General features: G+C 41.4%; 15 protein-coding genes. 6 read left to right on the top strand and 9 right to left on the bottom strand.

From position 1 onward, the window contains the following. Positions 1-13: 13 nt before the first annotated feature. From DWW10_RS01200 to folP, 5 genes are all read right to left on the bottom strand, one after another. Positions 14-478, bottom strand: a complete 465-nt coding sequence (locus DWW10_RS01200) for a cupin domain-containing protein (RefSeq protein ID WP_022394252.1) — start codon at positions 476-478, stop codon at positions 14-16. 79 nt (positions 479-557) lie between these two features. Next, positions 558-1,877: a TldD/PmbA family protein gene (locus DWW10_RS01205; RefSeq protein WP_022394251.1), complete on the bottom strand. Its 1,320-nt coding sequence runs from the start codon at positions 1,875-1,877 to the stop codon at positions 558-560. Further along, the gene (locus DWW10_RS01210; RefSeq protein WP_022394250.1) at positions 1,877-3,415 is read right to left on the bottom strand and encodes a TldD/PmbA family protein; all 1,539 of its coding nucleotides are present in this window, start codon (positions 3,413-3,415) and stop codon (positions 1,877-1,879) included. Before DWW10_RS01210 ends, DWW10_RS01205 begins: the two co-directional genes overlap by 1 nt. Positions 3,416-3,513: 98 nt before the next feature. Then, entirely contained in the window at positions 3,514-4,278 is a 765-nt protein-coding gene (cdaA, locus tag DWW10_RS01215) for a diadenylate cyclase CdaA (protein ID WP_022394249.1), read from the bottom strand. Between the two features lie 59 nt (positions 4,279-4,337). Beyond that, positions 4,338-5,204 carry a dihydropteroate synthase gene (folP, locus tag DWW10_RS01220; RefSeq protein WP_022394248.1) on the bottom strand — a complete coding sequence of 289 codons (867 nt, stop codon included), beginning with the start codon at positions 5,202-5,204 and terminating at the stop codon, positions 4,338-4,340. 125 nt (positions 5,205-5,329) lie between these two features. Here folP and DWW10_RS01225 point away from each other — a divergent pair, with 125 nt between their 5' ends. The 3 genes from DWW10_RS01225 to DWW10_RS01235 all read left to right on the top strand — a co-directional run bounded on the left by DWW10_RS01225 (position 5,330) and on the right by DWW10_RS01235 (position 10,800). Then, positions 5,330-7,297 carry a tetratricopeptide repeat-containing sensor histidine kinase gene (locus DWW10_RS01225; RefSeq protein ID WP_118420635.1) on the top strand — a complete coding sequence of 656 codons (1,968 nt, stop codon included), beginning with the start codon at positions 5,330-5,332 and terminating at the stop codon, positions 7,295-7,297. Positions 7,298-7,452: 155 nt separating this feature from the next. Then, complete coding sequence (locus DWW10_RS01230; protein WP_259320395.1) at positions 7,453-9,402, top strand: tetratricopeptide repeat-containing sensor histidine kinase; 1,950 nt, start codon at positions 7,453-7,455, stop codon at positions 9,400-9,402. Positions 9,403-9,501: 99 nt separating this feature from the next. Continuing rightward, positions 9,502-10,800 carry a UDP-N-acetylmuramoyl-tripeptide--D-alanyl-D-alanine ligase gene (locus DWW10_RS01235; protein WP_022394244.1) on the top strand — a complete coding sequence of 433 codons (1,299 nt, stop codon included), beginning with the start codon at positions 9,502-9,504 and terminating at the stop codon, positions 10,798-10,800. 11 nt (positions 10,801-10,811) lie between these two features. Here the strand turns inward: DWW10_RS01235 and DWW10_RS01240 are convergent, their stop codons facing one another. Further along, on the bottom strand, positions 10,812-11,204 hold the full coding sequence (locus DWW10_RS01240) for a VanZ family protein (protein ID WP_007660575.1): 393 nt from the start codon (positions 11,202-11,204) through the stop codon (positions 10,812-10,814). 104 nt (positions 11,205-11,308) lie between these two features. Between DWW10_RS01240 and DWW10_RS01245 the strand changes: the two genes are divergently transcribed. Both DWW10_RS01245 and DWW10_RS01250 read left to right on the top strand, forming a co-directional pair. Continuing rightward, positions 11,309-12,679, top strand: a complete 1,371-nt coding sequence (locus tag DWW10_RS01245) for a sodium-dependent transporter (RefSeq protein ID WP_022394243.1) — start codon at positions 11,309-11,311, stop codon at positions 12,677-12,679. Positions 12,680-12,682: 3 nt separating this feature from the next. Beyond that, entirely contained in the window at positions 12,683-13,612 is a 930-nt protein-coding gene (locus tag DWW10_RS01250; protein WP_118420636.1) for a ComEA family DNA-binding protein, read from the top strand. Positions 13,613-13,617: 5 nt separating this feature from the next. Here DWW10_RS01250 and DWW10_RS01255 read toward each other — a convergent pair whose 3' ends face one another. Beyond that, positions 13,618-14,157, bottom strand: a complete 540-nt coding sequence (locus DWW10_RS01255) for a hypothetical protein (RefSeq protein WP_022394241.1) — start codon at positions 14,155-14,157, stop codon at positions 13,618-13,620. 223 nt (positions 14,158-14,380) lie between these two features. Here DWW10_RS01255 and DWW10_RS01260 point away from each other — a divergent pair, with 223 nt between their 5' ends. Further along, positions 14,381-16,705 (top strand): TonB-dependent receptor, encoded by a 2,325-nt coding sequence (locus DWW10_RS01260; protein WP_022394240.1) that lies wholly within the window; start codon positions 14,381-14,383, stop codon positions 16,703-16,705. A gap of 2 nt (positions 16,706-16,707) precedes the next feature. Here DWW10_RS01260 and DWW10_RS01265 read toward each other — a convergent pair whose 3' ends face one another. After that, positions 16,708-17,358: an ABC transporter ATP-binding protein gene (locus DWW10_RS01265; protein ID WP_022394239.1), complete on the bottom strand. Its 651-nt coding sequence runs from the start codon at positions 17,356-17,358 to the stop codon at positions 16,708-16,710. 138 nt (positions 17,359-17,496) lie between these two features. Further along, a complete protein-coding gene (locus DWW10_RS01270) occupies positions 17,497-18,207 on the bottom strand; it encodes a tRNA threonylcarbamoyladenosine dehydratase (RefSeq protein WP_022394238.1) in 711 nt (236 codons plus the stop codon). Positions 18,208-18,218: the final 11 nt, after the last annotated feature.

The following is an 18,218-nucleotide window of genomic DNA, read 5'->3' on the forward strand; positions in this document are numbered from 1 at the left end:
TTCTATAAATCCTTTATTGACACAACCGTTTTAGCAAATCTTCATGATCCGGATAAAGTTTCGATAAACGATCGAACGTACCCAACTCAAAATCATCGAAGGTAAAACCGGGAGCAACGGCACAACTGACCAATGCATATCCGAAATGCGAAGGCAATTCAGCAGCAAACCAACATCCGGGTTCAATGGCAACCTGCTGTTCGCCCGAAAAGTCAGCAGTCATCAAGTGAGTAACTAATCTACCATCGGGATGGATCACATGTAGCATCAAGGGATATCCCGCATGGTAGTACCATACTTCGGGAGAAGTCAGTCTATGGAAAGCTGATTTATCCTCATTTTCCAACAGGTAATAAATGGAAGTCATGGCTGATTTATCGTTATCAACCAGCTTTTCGGAACGAAATACTTCTTTGTAGTATCCACCTTCAGGATGGCGACTCATATTCAGATGATTTATCCAGTCAATTGCTTTCATACCTATATTATTATTAATCAATCCCGCTCTTCCATGATAAACATCATAGAAAAGCGGGATATCTTTTATTTAGAATCTCTTAAAGTCCACTGAAGTCAACTCCTTCAAACACTAATGAAGGAACCAGCCAGCTACGATCCGTACGAGCATCATTACCGATAGCCGCCAACGAATTCCATAGCGTCAGGAAGTTTCCGGTAACATTCATTTCATTGACAGGTTGCGTCAATTTACCGTTCTCTATGAGGAATCCTTCGATGCCGTAAGAAAAGTCGCCTGTGTTACTATTGCTGTTACCACCATTCAAACCGGTAACAAGGATACCATTCGCTACATCAGCAATTAAACCATTAAGATCTTTATCACCCGGAGTAAGTACCAGACGTGACGGACCACTAATAGTAGGAGCTACACTCATCTTCTTGGCATTATAAGTATCAAAGAAGTAAGTCTTCAACACACCATTCTCAAAGATTGGACGATGTTCCGTTGCCACACCTTCATTATCGAAATAACGTGAACCATTGGCACCTATCACATGTGGGTCATCCATTACGGTCAGTTTATCAGAGAATACTTTCTGATCCAGTTTATCAATCAGGAAAGAGTTCTTTTGCTGCAAAGAGGAACCATAAAGAGCGCTCAATACAGGGCTTAGCATACGTCCCGAATTTATCGGATCAACCACCATTGTGTATTTACCAGACTTAGCTTTCTTCTGTCCCAATTTACGCAATACACGTTCCAATGCTACTGAACCGATATCTGTTTTAGGCAATTTATCATAGAACAGGGAGCTTCCATACCAATAATCAGACGGGCGGGCTTCACCCTCACCCTTAATGGCCACACTGGCAGAAACTGAATACCAAGTTGATTTGGATTCACCCTCAAAGCCGTTACTCATCAGACGATAAGAAGCATTTTCACCATCACTGTATGAGGTCTCTACTGAGATGATACGGTCATTCTTACCCATAACTTCTCCAGCGGCAGCACGGGCCAAAGCTACTTTATCATCCGGATTGATGCCAAAGATCTTATCATCGAACATCTGCAAATCGGGTTTCCCACCTGTATAATAGCGGGCAGGATCTGCCAATACACGGAATTCATCCGGAGCCAGATAACGGGTAGACTCGATACCATTCTTGATAAATGTTTCAAGTTCTTTCTTATCCAGACGATTGGTAGAATAATTACCGTAACGTCCGTCTACATACACGTTAATTCCCATTCCACTTTCAGAAGCCTGTTGCAGACGATCCATCTTAGCATCACGCAATTCAAAAGAAGTGTTTGAATTGGCATACAATACAACTTTGGCTGCCTGGCAACCATTCTTCAGAGCGAAATCCATCGCCCATTGAGCCAGTTTTTTATTATTATCTGTTATCATCAGTTTTCTCCTCCTACAGTTAATTTACTTACTAAGGCCGAAGGCATACCACAAGTCACCGGACAAGACTGTCCGTCCTTACCGCATGTCCACGTACCATTATCGATCTGATCATTGCTTGCCACCATCGTAATGTCTGCCAATGCTTTGGGTCCATTACCGATAATGTTGATATCTTTGATAGGTTGCGTCAGCTTACCGTCTTCAATCATATAACCGAATTTTACGAAGAACGTAAAGTCACCTGCACCAATCTGCACCTGTCCGTTGGTGAACTGCTGTGCATAGATACCGTTCTTTACAGTAGAGATGATATCTTCTTCCTTCATATCTCCGGCTTCCATATACGTGGCACGCATACGAGGAATAGGAACATTGCGGAAAGTATCGCGACGTCCGTTTCCGGTAGGAGCCACACCGTAATGTTTAGAACTGATACGGTCGTGCAGGTAACTGGTCAATACGCCATCCTTCACGATATAAGTCTTCTGTCCTTCTATACCCTCATCATCGAAGTTTACAGAACCACGATTGAAAGGAATCGTACCGTCATCTACCACACTGATATGTTCATTACATACTTTCTTGTTCAACTGATCGGCAAAGATAGAAACATTCTTACGGTTGAAATCAGCTTCAAACGCATGTCCGATAGCTTCGTGCAACAAGATACCCGAACCGCCGGATGCCATCACCACAGGGAGTTCACCACCTTTAGGCTTAATGGCTTTAAACATGATTGCTGTATTGTCTACAACTTCGCGAGCTATCACTTCGATGATATCATCCGTCATAAACTCAAATCCTTTACGATAGGAACGAGTGGCGTAGTTATTTTCCATACGTCCGTTCTCTTCCATAATACAGAAAGCCATATAGGATACCATCGGACGGTAATCATAGTAAGTCACACCTTCTGAATTACAGAACAGCACATGTGTTGTGTTGTCGCTCAAAGAAGCCTGCACCTTACGTACACGATTGTCCAACGCAAAGACTTTATCATTCAGTTTTTGTAGATAAGGCATTTTCTCCTTCAGGCTCACTTCTTCCCAAGGGGTAACTACAGAGTAACGGTCTCTTTCAATCGTCTTCTCCTTAAATGCAACAGGCTTTCCAGCCTTACCGGAAGAAGCAATACGGGCAGCCGTACGTGCGGCACGCAACATTTCTTCCAACGTTACACCTTCTACATAGGCATAACCGCTTTGATCACCGGCTAATACACGCACACCCATGCCAAAGTCAATATTTGAACTGCAATTGTTCACTTTGCCGTCCATCAGGGCTACAGCATTATTAAAAGAGTGTTCAAAATAAAGGTCCGCATAATCCCCACCTTTTTCAAGTGCAGCAGTCAGCACCTTCTTCAGGTCTGCCTCCGTTACACCGAAATGATTCATAGCCGCAGCTACAGCAGATTTGTTATCCGTGCCTCCCAAAGCTCCCCGTACCGTATCAGGCAAGGCAAGCGACGGAGCAGCCAGCGAACCTAATACTGCCAGACTCCCCATCCGTAAGAAATTCCGTCTATCCATCTTTCTTTTTTTTAAGATTGCTAATAATATGTTCTTTATATAAGTTCTGTTTTTCAGTATATAAGACGTTATTTAGTATCATTTTGTCACACCCGAAACTAATTTTCTTTTGTCAACAGGCTTTCCAGTTCTTCCGCATTCAAACGTAAGTGGAATTGCCCTCTATAGGCTACAGAAATGGACCCGGTTTCTTCGGACACAATAATAGCAAGTGCATCGGATTCCTGAGAAATTCCCATCGCTGCACGATGGCGTAACCCTAGTTCCTTCGGTATATCCAGATTATGCGATACCGGCAAAATACATCCCGCTGCCTTTATACGCCCTTTACTGATAACCATTGCACCATCATGCAAAGGGCTGTTCTTAAAAAATATATTCTCTATCAGACGCTGGTTAATATCAGCATTGATAATTTCACCCGTACGCACCACATCATCCAAAGGGAAGTTATGTTCAATCACAATCAAGGCTCCCACTTTTTGTTTGCCCATACTGATACATGCCATTACTACCGGCATGATTTCATCATGCTGCATACTCTCCTTCTTATTCCCTGTAAAGAAACGTACCAAAGCACTGGCATGCTGGTGTGAACCAAGCGTCAGCAAAAAGCGCCGTATCTCATCCTGGAAGAGGATAATAAGTGCTACTACTCCTACACTCACCAACTTGTCAAAGATGGAACCGAGCAGTTTCATCTCCAATACCTGTGACACTACCAACCATATCAATATGAATATCAGGATACCTGTAAACACATTGATGGAACCGGAAGCTTTCATCAGCTTATACGTATAGTAAAGCAGAAATGCAACCAGAAGAACGTCAATAATATCTTTTACTCCAATATCAAAAAACATAAGAATTATGATTTATGAATTATGAATTATGAGCTAAGTGACTTTCCTTATATCACTTATCACTCTATCACCTTATCACTATTTTTCCGCATTGCCTCCACAATCTTCACCGTTTCTACGGCTTCGCGTACATCATGTACCCGGAGAATATCAGCTCCTTTCAACAGGCAAATAGTATCAAGTACCGTTGTTCCGTTCAATGCATCCTGTGGAGTGTTACCCAATAAGCGATAGATCATGGACTTACGGGAAACACCTACCAACAAAGGCAATTCAAAAACACGAAATTCTTCGAGATGTGCCAGAAGTTCATAGTTATGTTCTACCGTCTTACCGAAACCGAAACCGGGATCAAGAATAATATCCTTCATACCCAGGTCACGTAACTGCTGCACCTTCTGAGCAAAAAACAAAAACACCTCTTTCAGAAGATTATCGTAGTGCGGATGTTGCTGCATATTCTGTGGAGTTCCCTGCATATGCATCATAATGTAAGGCACATTCAGTTCGGCCACTGTACGAAACATATCCGTATCCATCTCTCCTGCAGCAATATCGTTGATAATTGCTACTCCATACTCTTCCACACACATCCGTGCCACATCCGCTCTGAAAGTATCAACAGAAATAACTGCTCCGGGTTGTGTTTTACGCAAGATTTCCAATCCCATGCGTAAACGTTCCATTTCTTCACGGGGAGAAACGTTTTCTGCATTCGGCCGGGAAGAATATGCACCGATATCTATAATCCCAGCACCTTCATTCACTATCTGTTGCGCCCGTGCAGCTATTTCAGCTTCAGTTTGCATACGTGAACCGGCATAGAAAGAGTCAGGAGTAATATTTAATATTCCCATAACGCAGGGCACAGAAAGGTCGAGCAAAGAACCGTTGACATTGATATATTTAGAAGGTAATGTTTCCATGGATAGTCCTTTTTCGTTTATACTTTGCAAATGTAAACAAAAAAGGTCAGCATAATCCTATAAAATATAAAAAAACAAATTAACTTTGCTCAGGATTGTCAACTAACAGGTAAAAGTAGTAAACTATGAAAATATACGAGATGGGCAGATTGGCCTCTCTTTTCCTACTCTTTTTCTGGTTGCTTATTCCGTGGCGACTTTGCGGACAAGAAACAAGCGAACAAGAAAAGTATCACGTAGACAGTACATTGTTTGTGTACTATCAACATTGCAAGGCAGAAATCAAATCTCCCTCTGTCATGCAAATGCTTGATACACTCTTTCTTATGGCCAAAGAAAAAGGAGATATACGAATGCAAGCAGTAGCCATCTCCAGCAAAACAGACCATTTCTATTTTAGTCCGTCCTTTGAAGGCCAGGAGGACAGCCTGATATTGTATACCAACACCATCAAAGACTTTGCCCGGAAAACCAATCAGCCCCAATATTATTATTTTGCCTGGGGCAACCGCCTTATAACTTACTATACAAAACAGAAGAAATTAAACCTGGCCCTCTATGAGGCCAACAAGATGCAGCAAGAATCGGAAAGCCGGGAGGAAATCGATGGTATGCAGAATTGCTATCAGGCACTATTACGCATCTATCAGAGCAAAGAACTCTATAAGCAAGCCACTGTATATGCACAAAAACTGATAGATCTCACATTAAAATATAATCTGAATAAGTATAATCTGACAAACAAATATCTTGAATTAAGTAACTGCTACCTCCGTACCCATGAACCGAAAAAAGCTTGGGAAGCTCTTGAAGAAAGTAAATTGTATATAGGTAATGAACTAAACCAAGGAGCTTATCTATGCGGACTACTCCGTTATTACATTCACACCAAAGATATGGTCAAAGCCCGGGAAACATTAAAAGAAACCACACAACTTTTTAGCAAGAATACAGAATTACGTATTAAGCGTGCCACTAATCTACTAGAAATTGAAACCAATTATTACATAGAAACCGGTGAATACGATAAAGCCCTGAATGTATTCCAGCAAGCCTTTGAAAAGCTTAGTCAAAATGGATTTATCACCCCTACACTATACCGCACACGTGGGTCTATCTATACTGCTAAAAAGGACTATCAGAAAGCAATTGAGAGTTATGAAAAAGCTTTTGAACTCAATGATTCACTGAATAGTGCTCAGGAAGACATAGCTGTAGGAGAGTTCGCAACCATTTTGGGAATGGAACATCTTAACTTGGAAAACAAAGAGTTAATACAGAAAAATCAAGAAATACAATTAGAAACACGCCGGTATATCATCATTCTATTATGTATCATAGTAGTAATTGTCGGCATTATGTTTTTTCGCGAAACCCGGCTGAATAAAGTTCTACGCCGTGCTAAAGATGCAGAACAGAGTGCCAGCCGTATGAAAACTGAATTCATACAGAATATGAGCCATGAGATACGTACACCACTCAATTCCATAGTTGGTTTCTCGCAAATACTCAGTAGCAAGATTTCTGAAGAAGACGAAGAATCGAAAGAATATACAACTATCATCGAGCAAGGCAGTAATCATCTGCTTCAATTAGTAGACGACGTATTGGAATTATCCAGTCTTGATAGTGGCACTACCATCCCTACCGACACAAAGAGTGAGCTAAATGAGCTTTGTCTACAATGGATGGAACGCGCAAAACGCCAGGTTAAACCCGGAGTCGTTCTTTCTTATCAACCTGAACAGAACGAACTCTATCTGTATACCAACCCAGCACGTCTTGGACAGGTAGTATTACAATTACTGCACAATGCAGCAAAATTTACAGAAGAAGGTGGTATTACACTTAGCTGGCGCATTCTTCCCAAACAAAAGCAAATCATGATTTGCATCACCGACACCGGCATTGGCATTCCCCAGGATAAACAAGAATTTGTGTTCGAACGATTCGCCAAATTAGATACATTTTCAAAAGGTACCGGATTAGGGCTTGCCCTCAGCCGCCTCATTATGGAAAGAATGGGGGGCAATCTTGTACTTGATGCCCAATATACGGATGGGTGTCGCTTTATGCTGACTTTACCTATATAATAGGCACAAAAAAAGTGTCATAAAAACTTTTTATTCCAATAAAGAAAGGCTAAATTTGCAAAAAGAGTTTTGCCTCATTAGTAATGAACACTAAAAAGCCGTTTTTTCCTATTTTCATCATTTTGTATTGTCTCGGCACTTTATGCAGTTCTCCAATGCAAGGACAGCAAAGAGACACACAAAAAGAATACAACGTAGATAGCACATTATATGCTTATTATATGCGTTGCAAAGCCGAAGTGAGTTCTCCTATCACTGTACAAATGTCAGATACACTTTTCCTTATGGCCGAAGAAAAAGGAGACCAACGCATGCAGGCCGTGGCATTATGCAATAAACTGGATTTCTATTATTACCAAAATAGCCAACTGGACAGCATCAGTCATTATGTAGAAGTAATTAAAGACTTTGCAAAGAAAACCAATCAACCTAAATATTACTATTTTGCTTGGAGTAAACGACTGATCAATTACTACATCAAACAATACCAGTATAACACAGCCTTATACGAGGCTAACAAAATGATGAAAGAGGCAGAACAAGAGAAATACATGAATGGCATAGCTAATGCCTACAATGTCTTAGGTTCTATCTACCATCTCAAAAGATTATTTAATCTGTCTATCGACAACAAAAAGAAGGAAATAGAAATCATTCTACAATACGATCTGGATAAGTACAATCTATCTATCTCCTATTCAGGATTAACAAACCTTTATTGCGAATTAGGGGAAGCAAATAAAGCACTTGAGAATCTCAACAAAAGCGCCTCCTGCCTTTATAGTAGCACGCAAGAATTCTACTATCATGTGCGTGCAGCTCAATATTACCTCTTTATTGAAGACTATTCCCAATCCTGGAAAAGTCTGCAAAAGGCCAAAGAATTATATCTCTCAAAGAAAGAGGTACAGAAAAACGTAGAAGAATATTATGAAGTCCTACAAAAATACTACACAGAAACAAAACAATTCAAAAAAGCATTAGAAGTCCTGGATTACATAATTGCTACATTCAACCCGAACGGAAGGTACAAAGTGGAAGCTATGCGTAGACGCGCATCTATATATTATGAAATGGGGGACAATTCCAAATCGGCACAATACTATCAGGAATATTACGCTTTAAATGATTCAATTCAGATAACAAATGAAGATATTGCCGCAGGAGAATTTGCCGCCATGCTGGGAGTAGAACGCCTGAATCTCGAAAAAAGCGAGCTGCAACAACAAATACAACAACGCGATTTGGCAAATAAGCAACGCATCATCATCTTTTTGATTATCTTATTAAGTCTTGGATTCATTATTTTCTATCGCGAGCATCTGCTCAACAGCCGATTACGCATCTCTCAGAAACAACTTAGCGAAAAGAATAAGGAGCTGATTCGCTCACAAGAAGAACTGAAACATGCCAAAGAACAAGCGGAAGAAGGTAGCCGCATGAAATCAGAATTTATACAGAATATGAGTCATGAAATACGTACGCCACTTAATTCTATCGTAGGATTCTCCCAAATACTCAGCAGTTATTACAGTGACAACGATGACACCAAAGAGTACGCCCATATCATTGAACAGAACAGTACCAACCTGCTGCAATTAATTAATGATGTTCTCGATCTTTCTTATCTGGATGGAGAGCAAAACATACCTGCAGAGACCATAGCGGATATTACAGGCGTCTGTCAGACTTGCATAGATCAGACATATTCTTATCTGAAGCCTGATGTGCAACTCATATTTACCCCCGAACGGGAAAACTTCTCCATGCAAACTAACCCCGACCGTATCTCGCAGGTTCTAATGAGTCTTTTACAAAATGCAGCCAAGTTCACAACACATGGCAGTATTACTCTTTCCTATCACATTCGCGAAGAAGAAAAGATGATTCTCTTCAGTGTCACCGATACAGGTATAGGTATTCCGGTAGAAAAACAGGAAGCCGTCTTCGAGCGTTTTAACAAACTGGATACATTCGTTCCCGGTACAGGATTAGGGTTATCTATCAGTCGTCTGATTGCAGAGAAAATGGGCGGTAGCCTGACTATTGATCCAACCTACAACACTGGTTCCCGTTTTATTCTGATTCTACCTTTGAAAGAATAAAAACATTTTCATTGTAAATGTATCACTGTAACGCAGAATATCTATCTTTGCAACGTTTTAGACTACAGGAAATAACAACGTTTAAAAAAGGAGATAGTTATGGATATCACCGCTCTATATAAGATATTTTTGGAATGTACCAGTGTGACTACGGACAGCCGCAACTGCCCTGAAGGTTCTTTATTCATAGCACTAAAAGGTGACAATTTCAATGGAAATGCTTTTGCTTCTAAAGCATTGGAATCAGGAAGTAGCTACGCCATAGTAGATGAACCCGAATATGCACCTGCAGGAAATTCGCATTATATACTGGTAAATAGTTGTTTGCACACTCTGCAAGAACTGGCTAATTACCATCGCCGCCAAATAGGGACACGAATCATCGGTATCACAGGGACTAATGGAAAAACTACCACCAAAGAACTGATTGCCGCTGTTCTTTCCCGAAAATACACTATACTTTATACGCAAGGTAATTTGAATAATCATATAGGAGTCCCTCTCACCCTGTTGCGTCTGAAAGCAGAACATGATCTCGGCATCATAGAAATGGGAGCCAGCCATCCGGGTGACATAAAGGAGTTAGTGAACATCGCCGAACCTGATTACGGAATTATCACGAATGTAGGTAAAGCGCATCTGGAAGGTTTCGGTTCTTTCGAAGGGGTCATCAAAACCAAAGGTGAACTATATGATTATCTTCGTGAACGTAAAGATTCCACTATCTTCATCCATCACGACAACTTATATCTAAGAAACATAGCTTGGGGATTGAACCAGATTTCTTATGGAAGTGAAAATGAATTATACGTCAACGGACATGTTACGGGCAACTCGCCTTATCTGACTTTTGAATGGAAAGCAGGAAAAGACGGTGAGCATCATGAAGTGAAGACACAGCTAATCGGTGAATACAACTTCGCCAACGCACTTGCCGCTGTCACTATCGGGCACTTCTTTGATGTAGAATCGGAAAGAATAGATACTGCTCTAAAAGAATATACCCCGCAGAACAATCGTTCACAACTGAAGCAGACAGCAGACAATACATTGATCATTGATGCATACAATGCAAACCCTACCAGTATGCAAGCCTCAATCAGCAACTTCCATAATATGGAAATTGACAATAAAATGCTGATATTGGGAGATATGAGGGAATTAGGAAAAGACGGTCCGGAAGAACATCAAAAGATTGTAGACTTCCTGACGAAATGTGGTTTTAAAGATGTAATGTTGGTAGGTGAACAGTTCGCTGCTGCAAGACATGACTTCCCGACTTATCCTGATGCCTCGGCAGTTATCGAAGCTTTACAAAAGAATAAACCTCATGGGAAAACCATCCTGATTAAAGGATCCAACGGAATTAAACTGAGTACAGTGATTGATTACTTATAATCGATCACTGCTTATTGTTTTTTCGCCATCCACGGACGCAGTACAAAATAGCCTATCATCGAGGCTATGAACGCTCCTGTTGTATTCGCTACAAAATCCAACCAGTCCCCGCCACGGTAAGTTGTACAATATTCCTGCAACAACTCCACCATTCCACTGAACAATACGGGGCATACAAATGCCCCTACCCATGCATGCCATAGAGGAGAATCATTTCTACGGTGTGCCCGCAGGAATTCCAGCCACAACATACCGGACATACCCAAATACATACAAATATGTACAATTTTATCAATATTCGGTATTCGGCTTAATTCCGTTGTTGGCGGTTTAAAGAACGACAGATAAATCACTGTCAGTATAATCAGCAACGATACCGGATATTTTTTAATATAGTATAGCATATCTCAATTTATGAACGATTTGTGCGCAAAAGTACAGAACATTTTCTATATTTGCATGTTCTAGTAGAGAATAATAACGAAATGAAAGAAAAATCTACTTTTTTATGACTAAAAATGACAGAGCCAATTTTGGGAGCAAATTAGGCGTCATACTTGCTTCGGCAGGTTCCGCAGTCGGTCTGGGTAACATCTGGCGGTTTCCCTACGAGACTGGCAATCATGGCGGTGCTGCGTTTATTCTCATTTACTTAGCATGCGTACTTATTTTAGGAATCCCTATCATGGTATCCGAATTCCTTATCGGACGACACTCACGTGCCAATACAGCAGGAGCTTATCAGAAACTGGCACCGGGTACACACTGGCGTTGGGTGGGGCGTATGGGAGTACTGGCAGGTTTTCTGATCCTGAGCTATTACTCCGTAGTGGCCGGTTGGACACTGGAATTCATTGGTGAAGCTGTTACCGATAACTTTGCCGGAAAAACAGCAGCCGATTATATCAATACCTTCAATTCATTCTCTTCCAATCCCTGGCGCCCGGTTATTTGGCTGGTACTCTTTCTGCTTGCCACCCACTTCATCATCGTGAAAGGGGTGGAAAAAGGTATCGAAAAGTCAGCTAAGATTATGATGCCGATGTTGTTTATTCTGTTGATCATATTGGCTGGTTGTTCAATCTCATTGCCGGGTTCCGGTGCCGGTCTGGAATTCCTCCTGAAGCCGGAATGGGATAAAGTGAATGCCAACGTATTCCTGAGTGCTATGGGACAGGCTTTTTTCTCCCTGAGTCTGGGTATGGGGTGCCTTTGCACTTATGCATCGTACTTCAAAAAAGACACGAATCTGACCAAGACAGCCTTCAGTGTCAGCATTATCGATACATTCGTCGCCATATTGGCAGGACTTATCATCTTCCCCGCTGCATTCTCGGTAGGTATCCAGCCGGATGCAGGTCCGAGCCTTATCTTCATTACGCTGCCCAATGTATTTCAACAAGCATTTAGCGAAGTACCTTTATTAGCTTACATATTCTCAGTCATGTTTTATATTCTTCTGGCAGTTGCCGCACTGACTTCCACTATTTCCATGCACGAAGTGGTAACAGCCTATCTACACGAAGAATTCCATCTGAGCCGCAAACGTGCAGCAAGCTTTGTAACAGGCGGTTGTATGCTTCTGGGTACTCTGTGCTCACTTTCACTCGGTGTAGGTAAGGGCTACACTATATTCGGTTTGAGTTTATTCAACCTGTTCGACTTTGTCACAGCTAAGATCATGTTGCCATTGGGTGGTTTGTGTATTTCCATCTTCACCGGCTGGTATCTGAACAAGAAGATTGTCTGGGAAGAAATAAGCAATAACGGAACACTGAAAGTGACATTTTACAAATTGCTGATATTCATATTGAAGTTTATAGCTCCGATAGCAATTACACTCATTTTCATCAAAGAATTGGGTTTCTTGAAATTGTAGGAGATGCAGAATTTATTTAAAGATTACTTTTACTTTTCCCGGGGAGAAAAACGAGGTATCCTAATGCTCACAGCAGTTATTTGTATCGTTTTTCTCGCCGGGTACCTTATATCTGCCTGGCAACGAAAGGAGCCCTCTCCGGATGATATAGCCATACAAGCCGATGCCGAACAAGAATATGAAGAATTCATAGCCTCGTTGGAAGAGAAAGAGCAGCCCAGTGAAAGGCAATACACGACTTATAAGAAAAAAGAAGAGAACATTCCTGTAATCCTGGCTTCTTTCAATCCAAACACTACAGATTCTATCACATTCCGACGCTTAGGATTACCAGCCTGGATGGCTAAGAATATCCTGCACTATCGGGCAAAAGGTGGAAAATTCCGTAAACCGGAAGATTTTAAGAAGGTATATGGGATGACAGAAGAACAATATTCTGCTCTTTTACCTTACATACATATTCCACCGGAAGATACAGTACATCACATCCCACAATTGTACATTGCCCAAAACGTACCGATGAAGAATATCAAGTATGAACCCGGAACCATTCTTGATCTGAATCGCGCCGACACCACCGAATTAAAAAAGATTCCAGGTATCGGAAGCGCCATTGCTCGTCTGATAATTGGTTATCGACAACGATTAGGTGGATTCTACCAAATAGAACAACTAAAAGATATCAACCTGAATATTCAGCAATTGCGAGCCTGGTTCAGCATCGACCCGGCAAATGTCCACCGCATCAACCTGAACCGTATCAGTGTAGACAGATTGCGCTCCCATCCCTATATTAACTTCTACCAAGCTAAAGCCATCGTAGAATATCGCAAGAAAAAAGGCTCGCTAACGAGCCTTAAACCTTTCTCCCTCTATGAGGAATTTACAGAAACTGACCTGGAAAGAATCGGTCATTATGTTTGTTTTGAATGATTCAATCACTTTTCCAAAACTCCTGATTTTATTGCAGTATCACGTTTATTCTTCAAGCGCTCTTTTTCTTGTTTATATTCATTTTTAAGAGCTTTTACCTTGGCTTTCTTTGCATCTTTAGATAAAGAGCTATTCTCAATTGCCTCCTTATCCTTTTCAAAATTAGCTTCCAATTGATCCAATCGGTGATCATAATCACCTTTCATGATACCACGCAGCCCTTTCCTATTATCCATACTTCCGTAATGCTCTTCCCATAACTTAACCTGCTTCTCTGACAAGATAGCTTTAATGGCAGCTTTGTGTTCAAGAGCCAATGCTCTTTTCCTCTGCCCTTTCTCGTACCCAGGAAGATTACTCTGTCCGATAGCTTTAAACTTGGGGCCAACTTCCCTATTTAGTTTTTTGATTTTTGCAATTTGATCGGCTGACAGGTTCAACACCTTATCCGATTCGATTCGTTTGAAAGAATCGAAAGTTACATCCTGCGCATATGCAAATGACACAAATGCCAATGTAACTAAAGTAAGAACTACTTTTCTCATAATGTAATCTATATAAATTATAAAAATCGAGGTAAAGGTATAACAAAATGTCATAGATACTAGCTACCCATTATAGAAACGAACTTAAAAGTAGTTTGTTTTTCTAAATAAAAAAATAGTAATGGATGCAACCTTACTCCGCTTTTCTTCGTCTAAACAACAGTAAACAACCTGAAACAGGACCGGCCATTCTGGAATAAGGAATTAAAATCATAAAACGACAATGAAAAGATTATTAATAGCCATACTGTTAAGCAGCATGGTGCAGGGAATCTTTGCCCAAAAGATAGAAATAAAAGGTACTATACGTAATGCCACAGATAACGAAGCCGTAGAATTTGTAAATGTGGTATTACAAACCATCGACTCTGCATTCGTAAGTGGAGTATCAACTAATAATAACGGCAATTTCATTTTCAATAAGATAGATGCAGGAGACTACAGATTAGTACTTTCCAGCATCGGCTACAATACACAGTATGTTACGTTGAATGGGGTGAAGCGTAATACAGATCTGGGAGATATTCATCTGGAAGATGCTGCTGTAGCACTGGAAGGTATAACCATCAATGGTTCTAACCAAATCAGCCGTCCGGACCGGAAACTGGTATTCCCTTCCGAACGACAAATGAAAGTCTCCACCAATGGCGTCAACCTGCTACAAGAACTAATGCTTCCGCGCATTCAGGTTAATCCGATGAATAATGAAATCGGAATATCCGGTGGTGGCGAATTACAAATACGTATCAATGGAGCCAAAGCAGATATCAATGAAATAAAGGCCTTACGTCCAGCTGACATTATCCGCATAGAATATCATGACAATCCGGGATTACGCTATGGTAATGCCGAGATCGTACTCGATTACATCGTTCGTCGCCCCGATACGGGCGGAAGTTTCGGCACAGACCTTAGCCAGGGAGTCAATGCTATGTGGGGAAATTACAATGTATTCGGTAAGGTCAACCACAAAAAATCCGAGTTCGGACTTTCTTATTACATGGGTCCCCGTGATTTCTATGGCATGTACCGGGATAATGAAGAAACTTTCCGCCTGGCAGATGGTAACACCATTCAGCGAATGGAAAAAGGAGAGCCCAGTCATGCTATGTTATTTATGCAAAATCTGAATGTGAATTACAGTCTCCAAGCATCCCAGAATTCTTTATTCAGCGCTACCTTCCGCCTGCGCGGTAACAATCAGCCGAATTGGGATTATCAAGGAGTACTTTATAATGTAAATGATGAAACGGATATGGTAAATATGATAGACCGTACCAAGAATAGCTGGTCGCGTCCATCCTTAGATCTCTACTTTCAACAAAGCCTGAAAAACAAACAGACCTTGGTATTCAACCTGGTAGGAACCTATAACCGGGAAAAATCACACCGCATCTATCAGGAAAGTCTTCACGATGAAATGCTGACCGATATAAACAATGATGTATTGGGTGACAAATACTCCCTGATTGGGGAGGCCATTTACGAAAAACAGTTTTCAAAAGGTAATGCGCTAAGCTTCGGTTTGCAGCATACCCAATCTTACTCTAACAACGAATACCGGAACGGGCATAATTACGATACCCGGATGAATCAGGGAAATAGTTATATATTCAGTGAATACCGTGGCAAGATAAACAAACTGGATTACAGATTAGGAATCAGCCTAACCCGTTTCTATTACAACCAAAGCGGAAATGATGATTCTTCTAAAAAGTACAGTGTAAACCCGAAAGCTACGTTGCATTACACTTTTTCTGACAACTCATACCTTCGTTGGAAAGCCGAAGTATTCAATGCAACTCCTTCATTGAGTGACCTGAGTGCTATAGAACAAACTATAGACTCTTTCCAGATACGCCGTGGTAATCCGAACCTGAAATCGTACATGTGCTATCGTACGGAACTGACTTATGAGTGGAAGAAAGGTATTTTCTACAGTAACCTATGGGGTGCATACGATTACCGTCCCAATGCCATTATGGATGAAAAGTTACAGGAAGGCAATAAAATAGTACAAACGTGGAATAACCAGAAAGACTGGCAAAAGTTATCCGGACGTCTGATGCTCCGTGTAGGGCCACTATGGGATATGCTGCAACTTTCATTCACAGGAGGAGTCAATCATTATATGAGTCATGGAAACAATTACTCTCACACTTATACCAACTGGTATTACGAAGGACAAGCTTCATTCAATTACAAACGATTCTCCTTGTTCTGGCAGATCAATACCAATTGGAACAACTTCTGGGGAGAGACCCTTTCAGGAGGAGAAAACATCCAGATATTAGGTCTATATTATAAATATAAAGATCTCCGTTTAGGTGTAGGTGCCTTCAACCCATTCACTGATAATTATAAAGTAGAAAATGAGAATTGGAATCAATTTGCCTCATACAAGACTAAAAGCTATATTAAGGAAAGCTCACGTATGTTTCTGGTCAGCTTATCCTACAATTTCTCTTTCGGACGTAAGTTCAAAGTAACACAAAGAAAAGTAAACAATAGCGATAATGATTCAGGAGTAATGAGTACGGGAAAATAAGGTTAAACTATTTCCCCGTCAACCATGTGCACCGTACGGTCCGTAATCTGTGCTAGTCCTTCATCGTGAGTGACAATCACAAATGTTTGTCCGAAACGATTGCGAAGGTCGAAGAAAAGCTGATGCAATTCTTCCTTATTATGAGTATCCAGGCTACCCGAAGGCTCGTCAGCCAGTATCACAGCCGGATGATTAATGAGGGCACGGGCTACGGCCACACGTTGTTTCTCCCCACCAGAAAGTTCATTAGGCTTATGCTCGGCGCGATCTGTCAATCCCATAAATTCCAATAGCTCCAGTGCAGATGTGGTAGCCTCTTTCTGACCCACACCGGCAATAAATGCAGGTATCATCACGTTTTCCAATGCCGTGAATTCCGGTAAAAGCTGGTGAAACTGAAAGACAAACCCGATATGTTTGTTACGGAAAGCCGACAGTTCCTTCTCCTTCATACGGCTGACCAAAGTACCGTCAATAGTTACCGTACCGCTATCAGGTGCATCCAAGGTTCCCATAATTTGAAGTAAAGTAGTCTTTCCTGCTCCACTCGGGCCAACAATACTAACGATCTCGCCCTTATCTATATTCAAATCAATCCCCCGCAAAACTTGCAGGCTACCAAAACTCTTGGTTATTCCTTGTAATTGTATCATATATACTTCATCTTTATCTAATGTCAAGTACTGATTCTTTGCCACCGCATTGGCAAAACTTTGCCACCGCGATGGCAAAGTTCTGCCAATGGGATGGCAACGTCTTGCCAACATGGTGGCAAAAGATATGCTTGCCGATCATAATCTCTTCAATACATACTCCGCCAGATAGCATCCAAATACCGCCGGCATATAGCTGACTGTTCCGCATGTTGATTTCTTATTCATTTCATCCTCAGTCAGCAGCACCGCTTTCGGATCCGCCTGTTCCGTACTGAATACCACCGGAAGTTTACGTTTGATTCCCATTTTCTGAAGCCGTTTTCTGACTGCCTTACTTAGTCCACAATGATAGGTATCCCATATATCGGCAAAGCGAACCTGGGTTATATCACTCTTTGCTCCGGCTCCCATACTGGAAACAATCTTAATATGTCGCTTTAAAGTTTCTGCAATCAAATGACATTTCGGAGCCAGCGTATCAATGGCATCCACTACAAAATCATAGGATGCTGCATCCAGCAGTTCGGGAATATTCTCATCTTTCAGGAATACCGGCAACACCGTCAATTCAATTTCCGGATTAATATCCCGGAAACGTCTCTCCAAGATTTCCGCCTTGCTCATTCCCAATGTAGAATGCAAGGCCGGAAGCTGACGATTGAGATTCGTAGGTTGCACTGTATCCGCATCCACAATCGTCATGCGTCCCACTCCGGCACGACAAATCATCTCCGCTGCATACGCTCCTACTCCACCAAGCCCCACTACAAGCACGTGTGCCTGCTGCAAACGTCCCATCTTCTCCTCACCCAATAAGAGCCGTGTCCTCTGTCTCCAATCTTCCATCCTCACTAATC

The sequence above is a fragment of the Bacteroides intestinalis genome (assembly GCF_003464595.1).
GTDB classification, from domain to species: Bacteria; Bacteroidota; Bacteroidia; order Bacteroidales; family Bacteroidaceae; genus Bacteroides; species Bacteroides intestinalis_A.

What these genes read in the sequence shown, in the direction of transcription:
- DWW10_RS01200 (WP_022394252.1), bottom strand. Translation starts at nt 478, where the DNA reads ATGAAAGCAATTGACTGGATAAATCATCTGAATATGAGTCGCCATCCT.
- DWW10_RS01205 (WP_022394251.1), bottom strand. Translation starts at nt 1,877, where the DNA reads ATGATAACAGATAATAATAAAAAACTGGCTCAATGGGCGATGGATTTC.
- DWW10_RS01210 (WP_022394250.1), bottom strand. Translation starts at nt 3,415, where the DNA reads ATGGATAGACGGAATTTCTTACGGATGGGGAGTCTGGCAGTATTAGGT.
- cdaA (WP_022394249.1), bottom strand. Translation starts at nt 4,278, where the DNA reads ATGTTTTTTGATATTGGAGTAAAAGATATTATTGACGTTCTTCTGGTT.
- folP (WP_022394248.1), bottom strand. Translation starts at nt 5,204, where the DNA reads ATGGAAACATTACCTTCTAAATATATCAATGTCAACGGTTCTTTGCTC.
- DWW10_RS01225 (WP_118420635.1), top strand. Translation starts at nt 5,330, where the DNA reads ATGAAAATATACGAGATGGGCAGATTGGCCTCTCTTTTCCTACTCTTT.
- DWW10_RS01230 (WP_259320395.1), top strand. Translation starts at nt 7,453, where the DNA reads ATGCAAGGACAGCAAAGAGACACACAAAAAGAATACAACGTAGATAGC.
- DWW10_RS01235 (WP_022394244.1), top strand. Translation starts at nt 9,502, where the DNA reads ATGGATATCACCGCTCTATATAAGATATTTTTGGAATGTACCAGTGTG.
- DWW10_RS01240 (WP_007660575.1), bottom strand. Translation starts at nt 11,204, where the DNA reads ATGCTATACTATATTAAAAAATATCCGGTATCGTTGCTGATTATACTG.
- DWW10_RS01245 (WP_022394243.1), top strand. Translation starts at nt 11,309, where the DNA reads ATGACTAAAAATGACAGAGCCAATTTTGGGAGCAAATTAGGCGTCATA.
- DWW10_RS01250 (WP_118420636.1), top strand. Translation starts at nt 12,683, where the DNA reads ATGCAGAATTTATTTAAAGATTACTTTTACTTTTCCCGGGGAGAAAAA.
- DWW10_RS01255 (WP_022394241.1), bottom strand. Translation starts at nt 14,157, where the DNA reads ATGAGAAAAGTAGTTCTTACTTTAGTTACATTGGCATTTGTGTCATTT.
- DWW10_RS01260 (WP_022394240.1), top strand. Translation starts at nt 14,381, where the DNA reads ATGAAAAGATTATTAATAGCCATACTGTTAAGCAGCATGGTGCAGGGA.
- DWW10_RS01265 (WP_022394239.1), bottom strand. Translation starts at nt 17,358, where the DNA reads ATGATACAATTACAAGGAATAACCAAGAGTTTTGGTAGCCTGCAAGTT.
- DWW10_RS01270 (WP_022394238.1), bottom strand. Translation starts at nt 18,207, where the DNA reads ATGGAAGATTGGAGACAGAGGACACGGCTCTTATTGGGTGAGGAGAAG.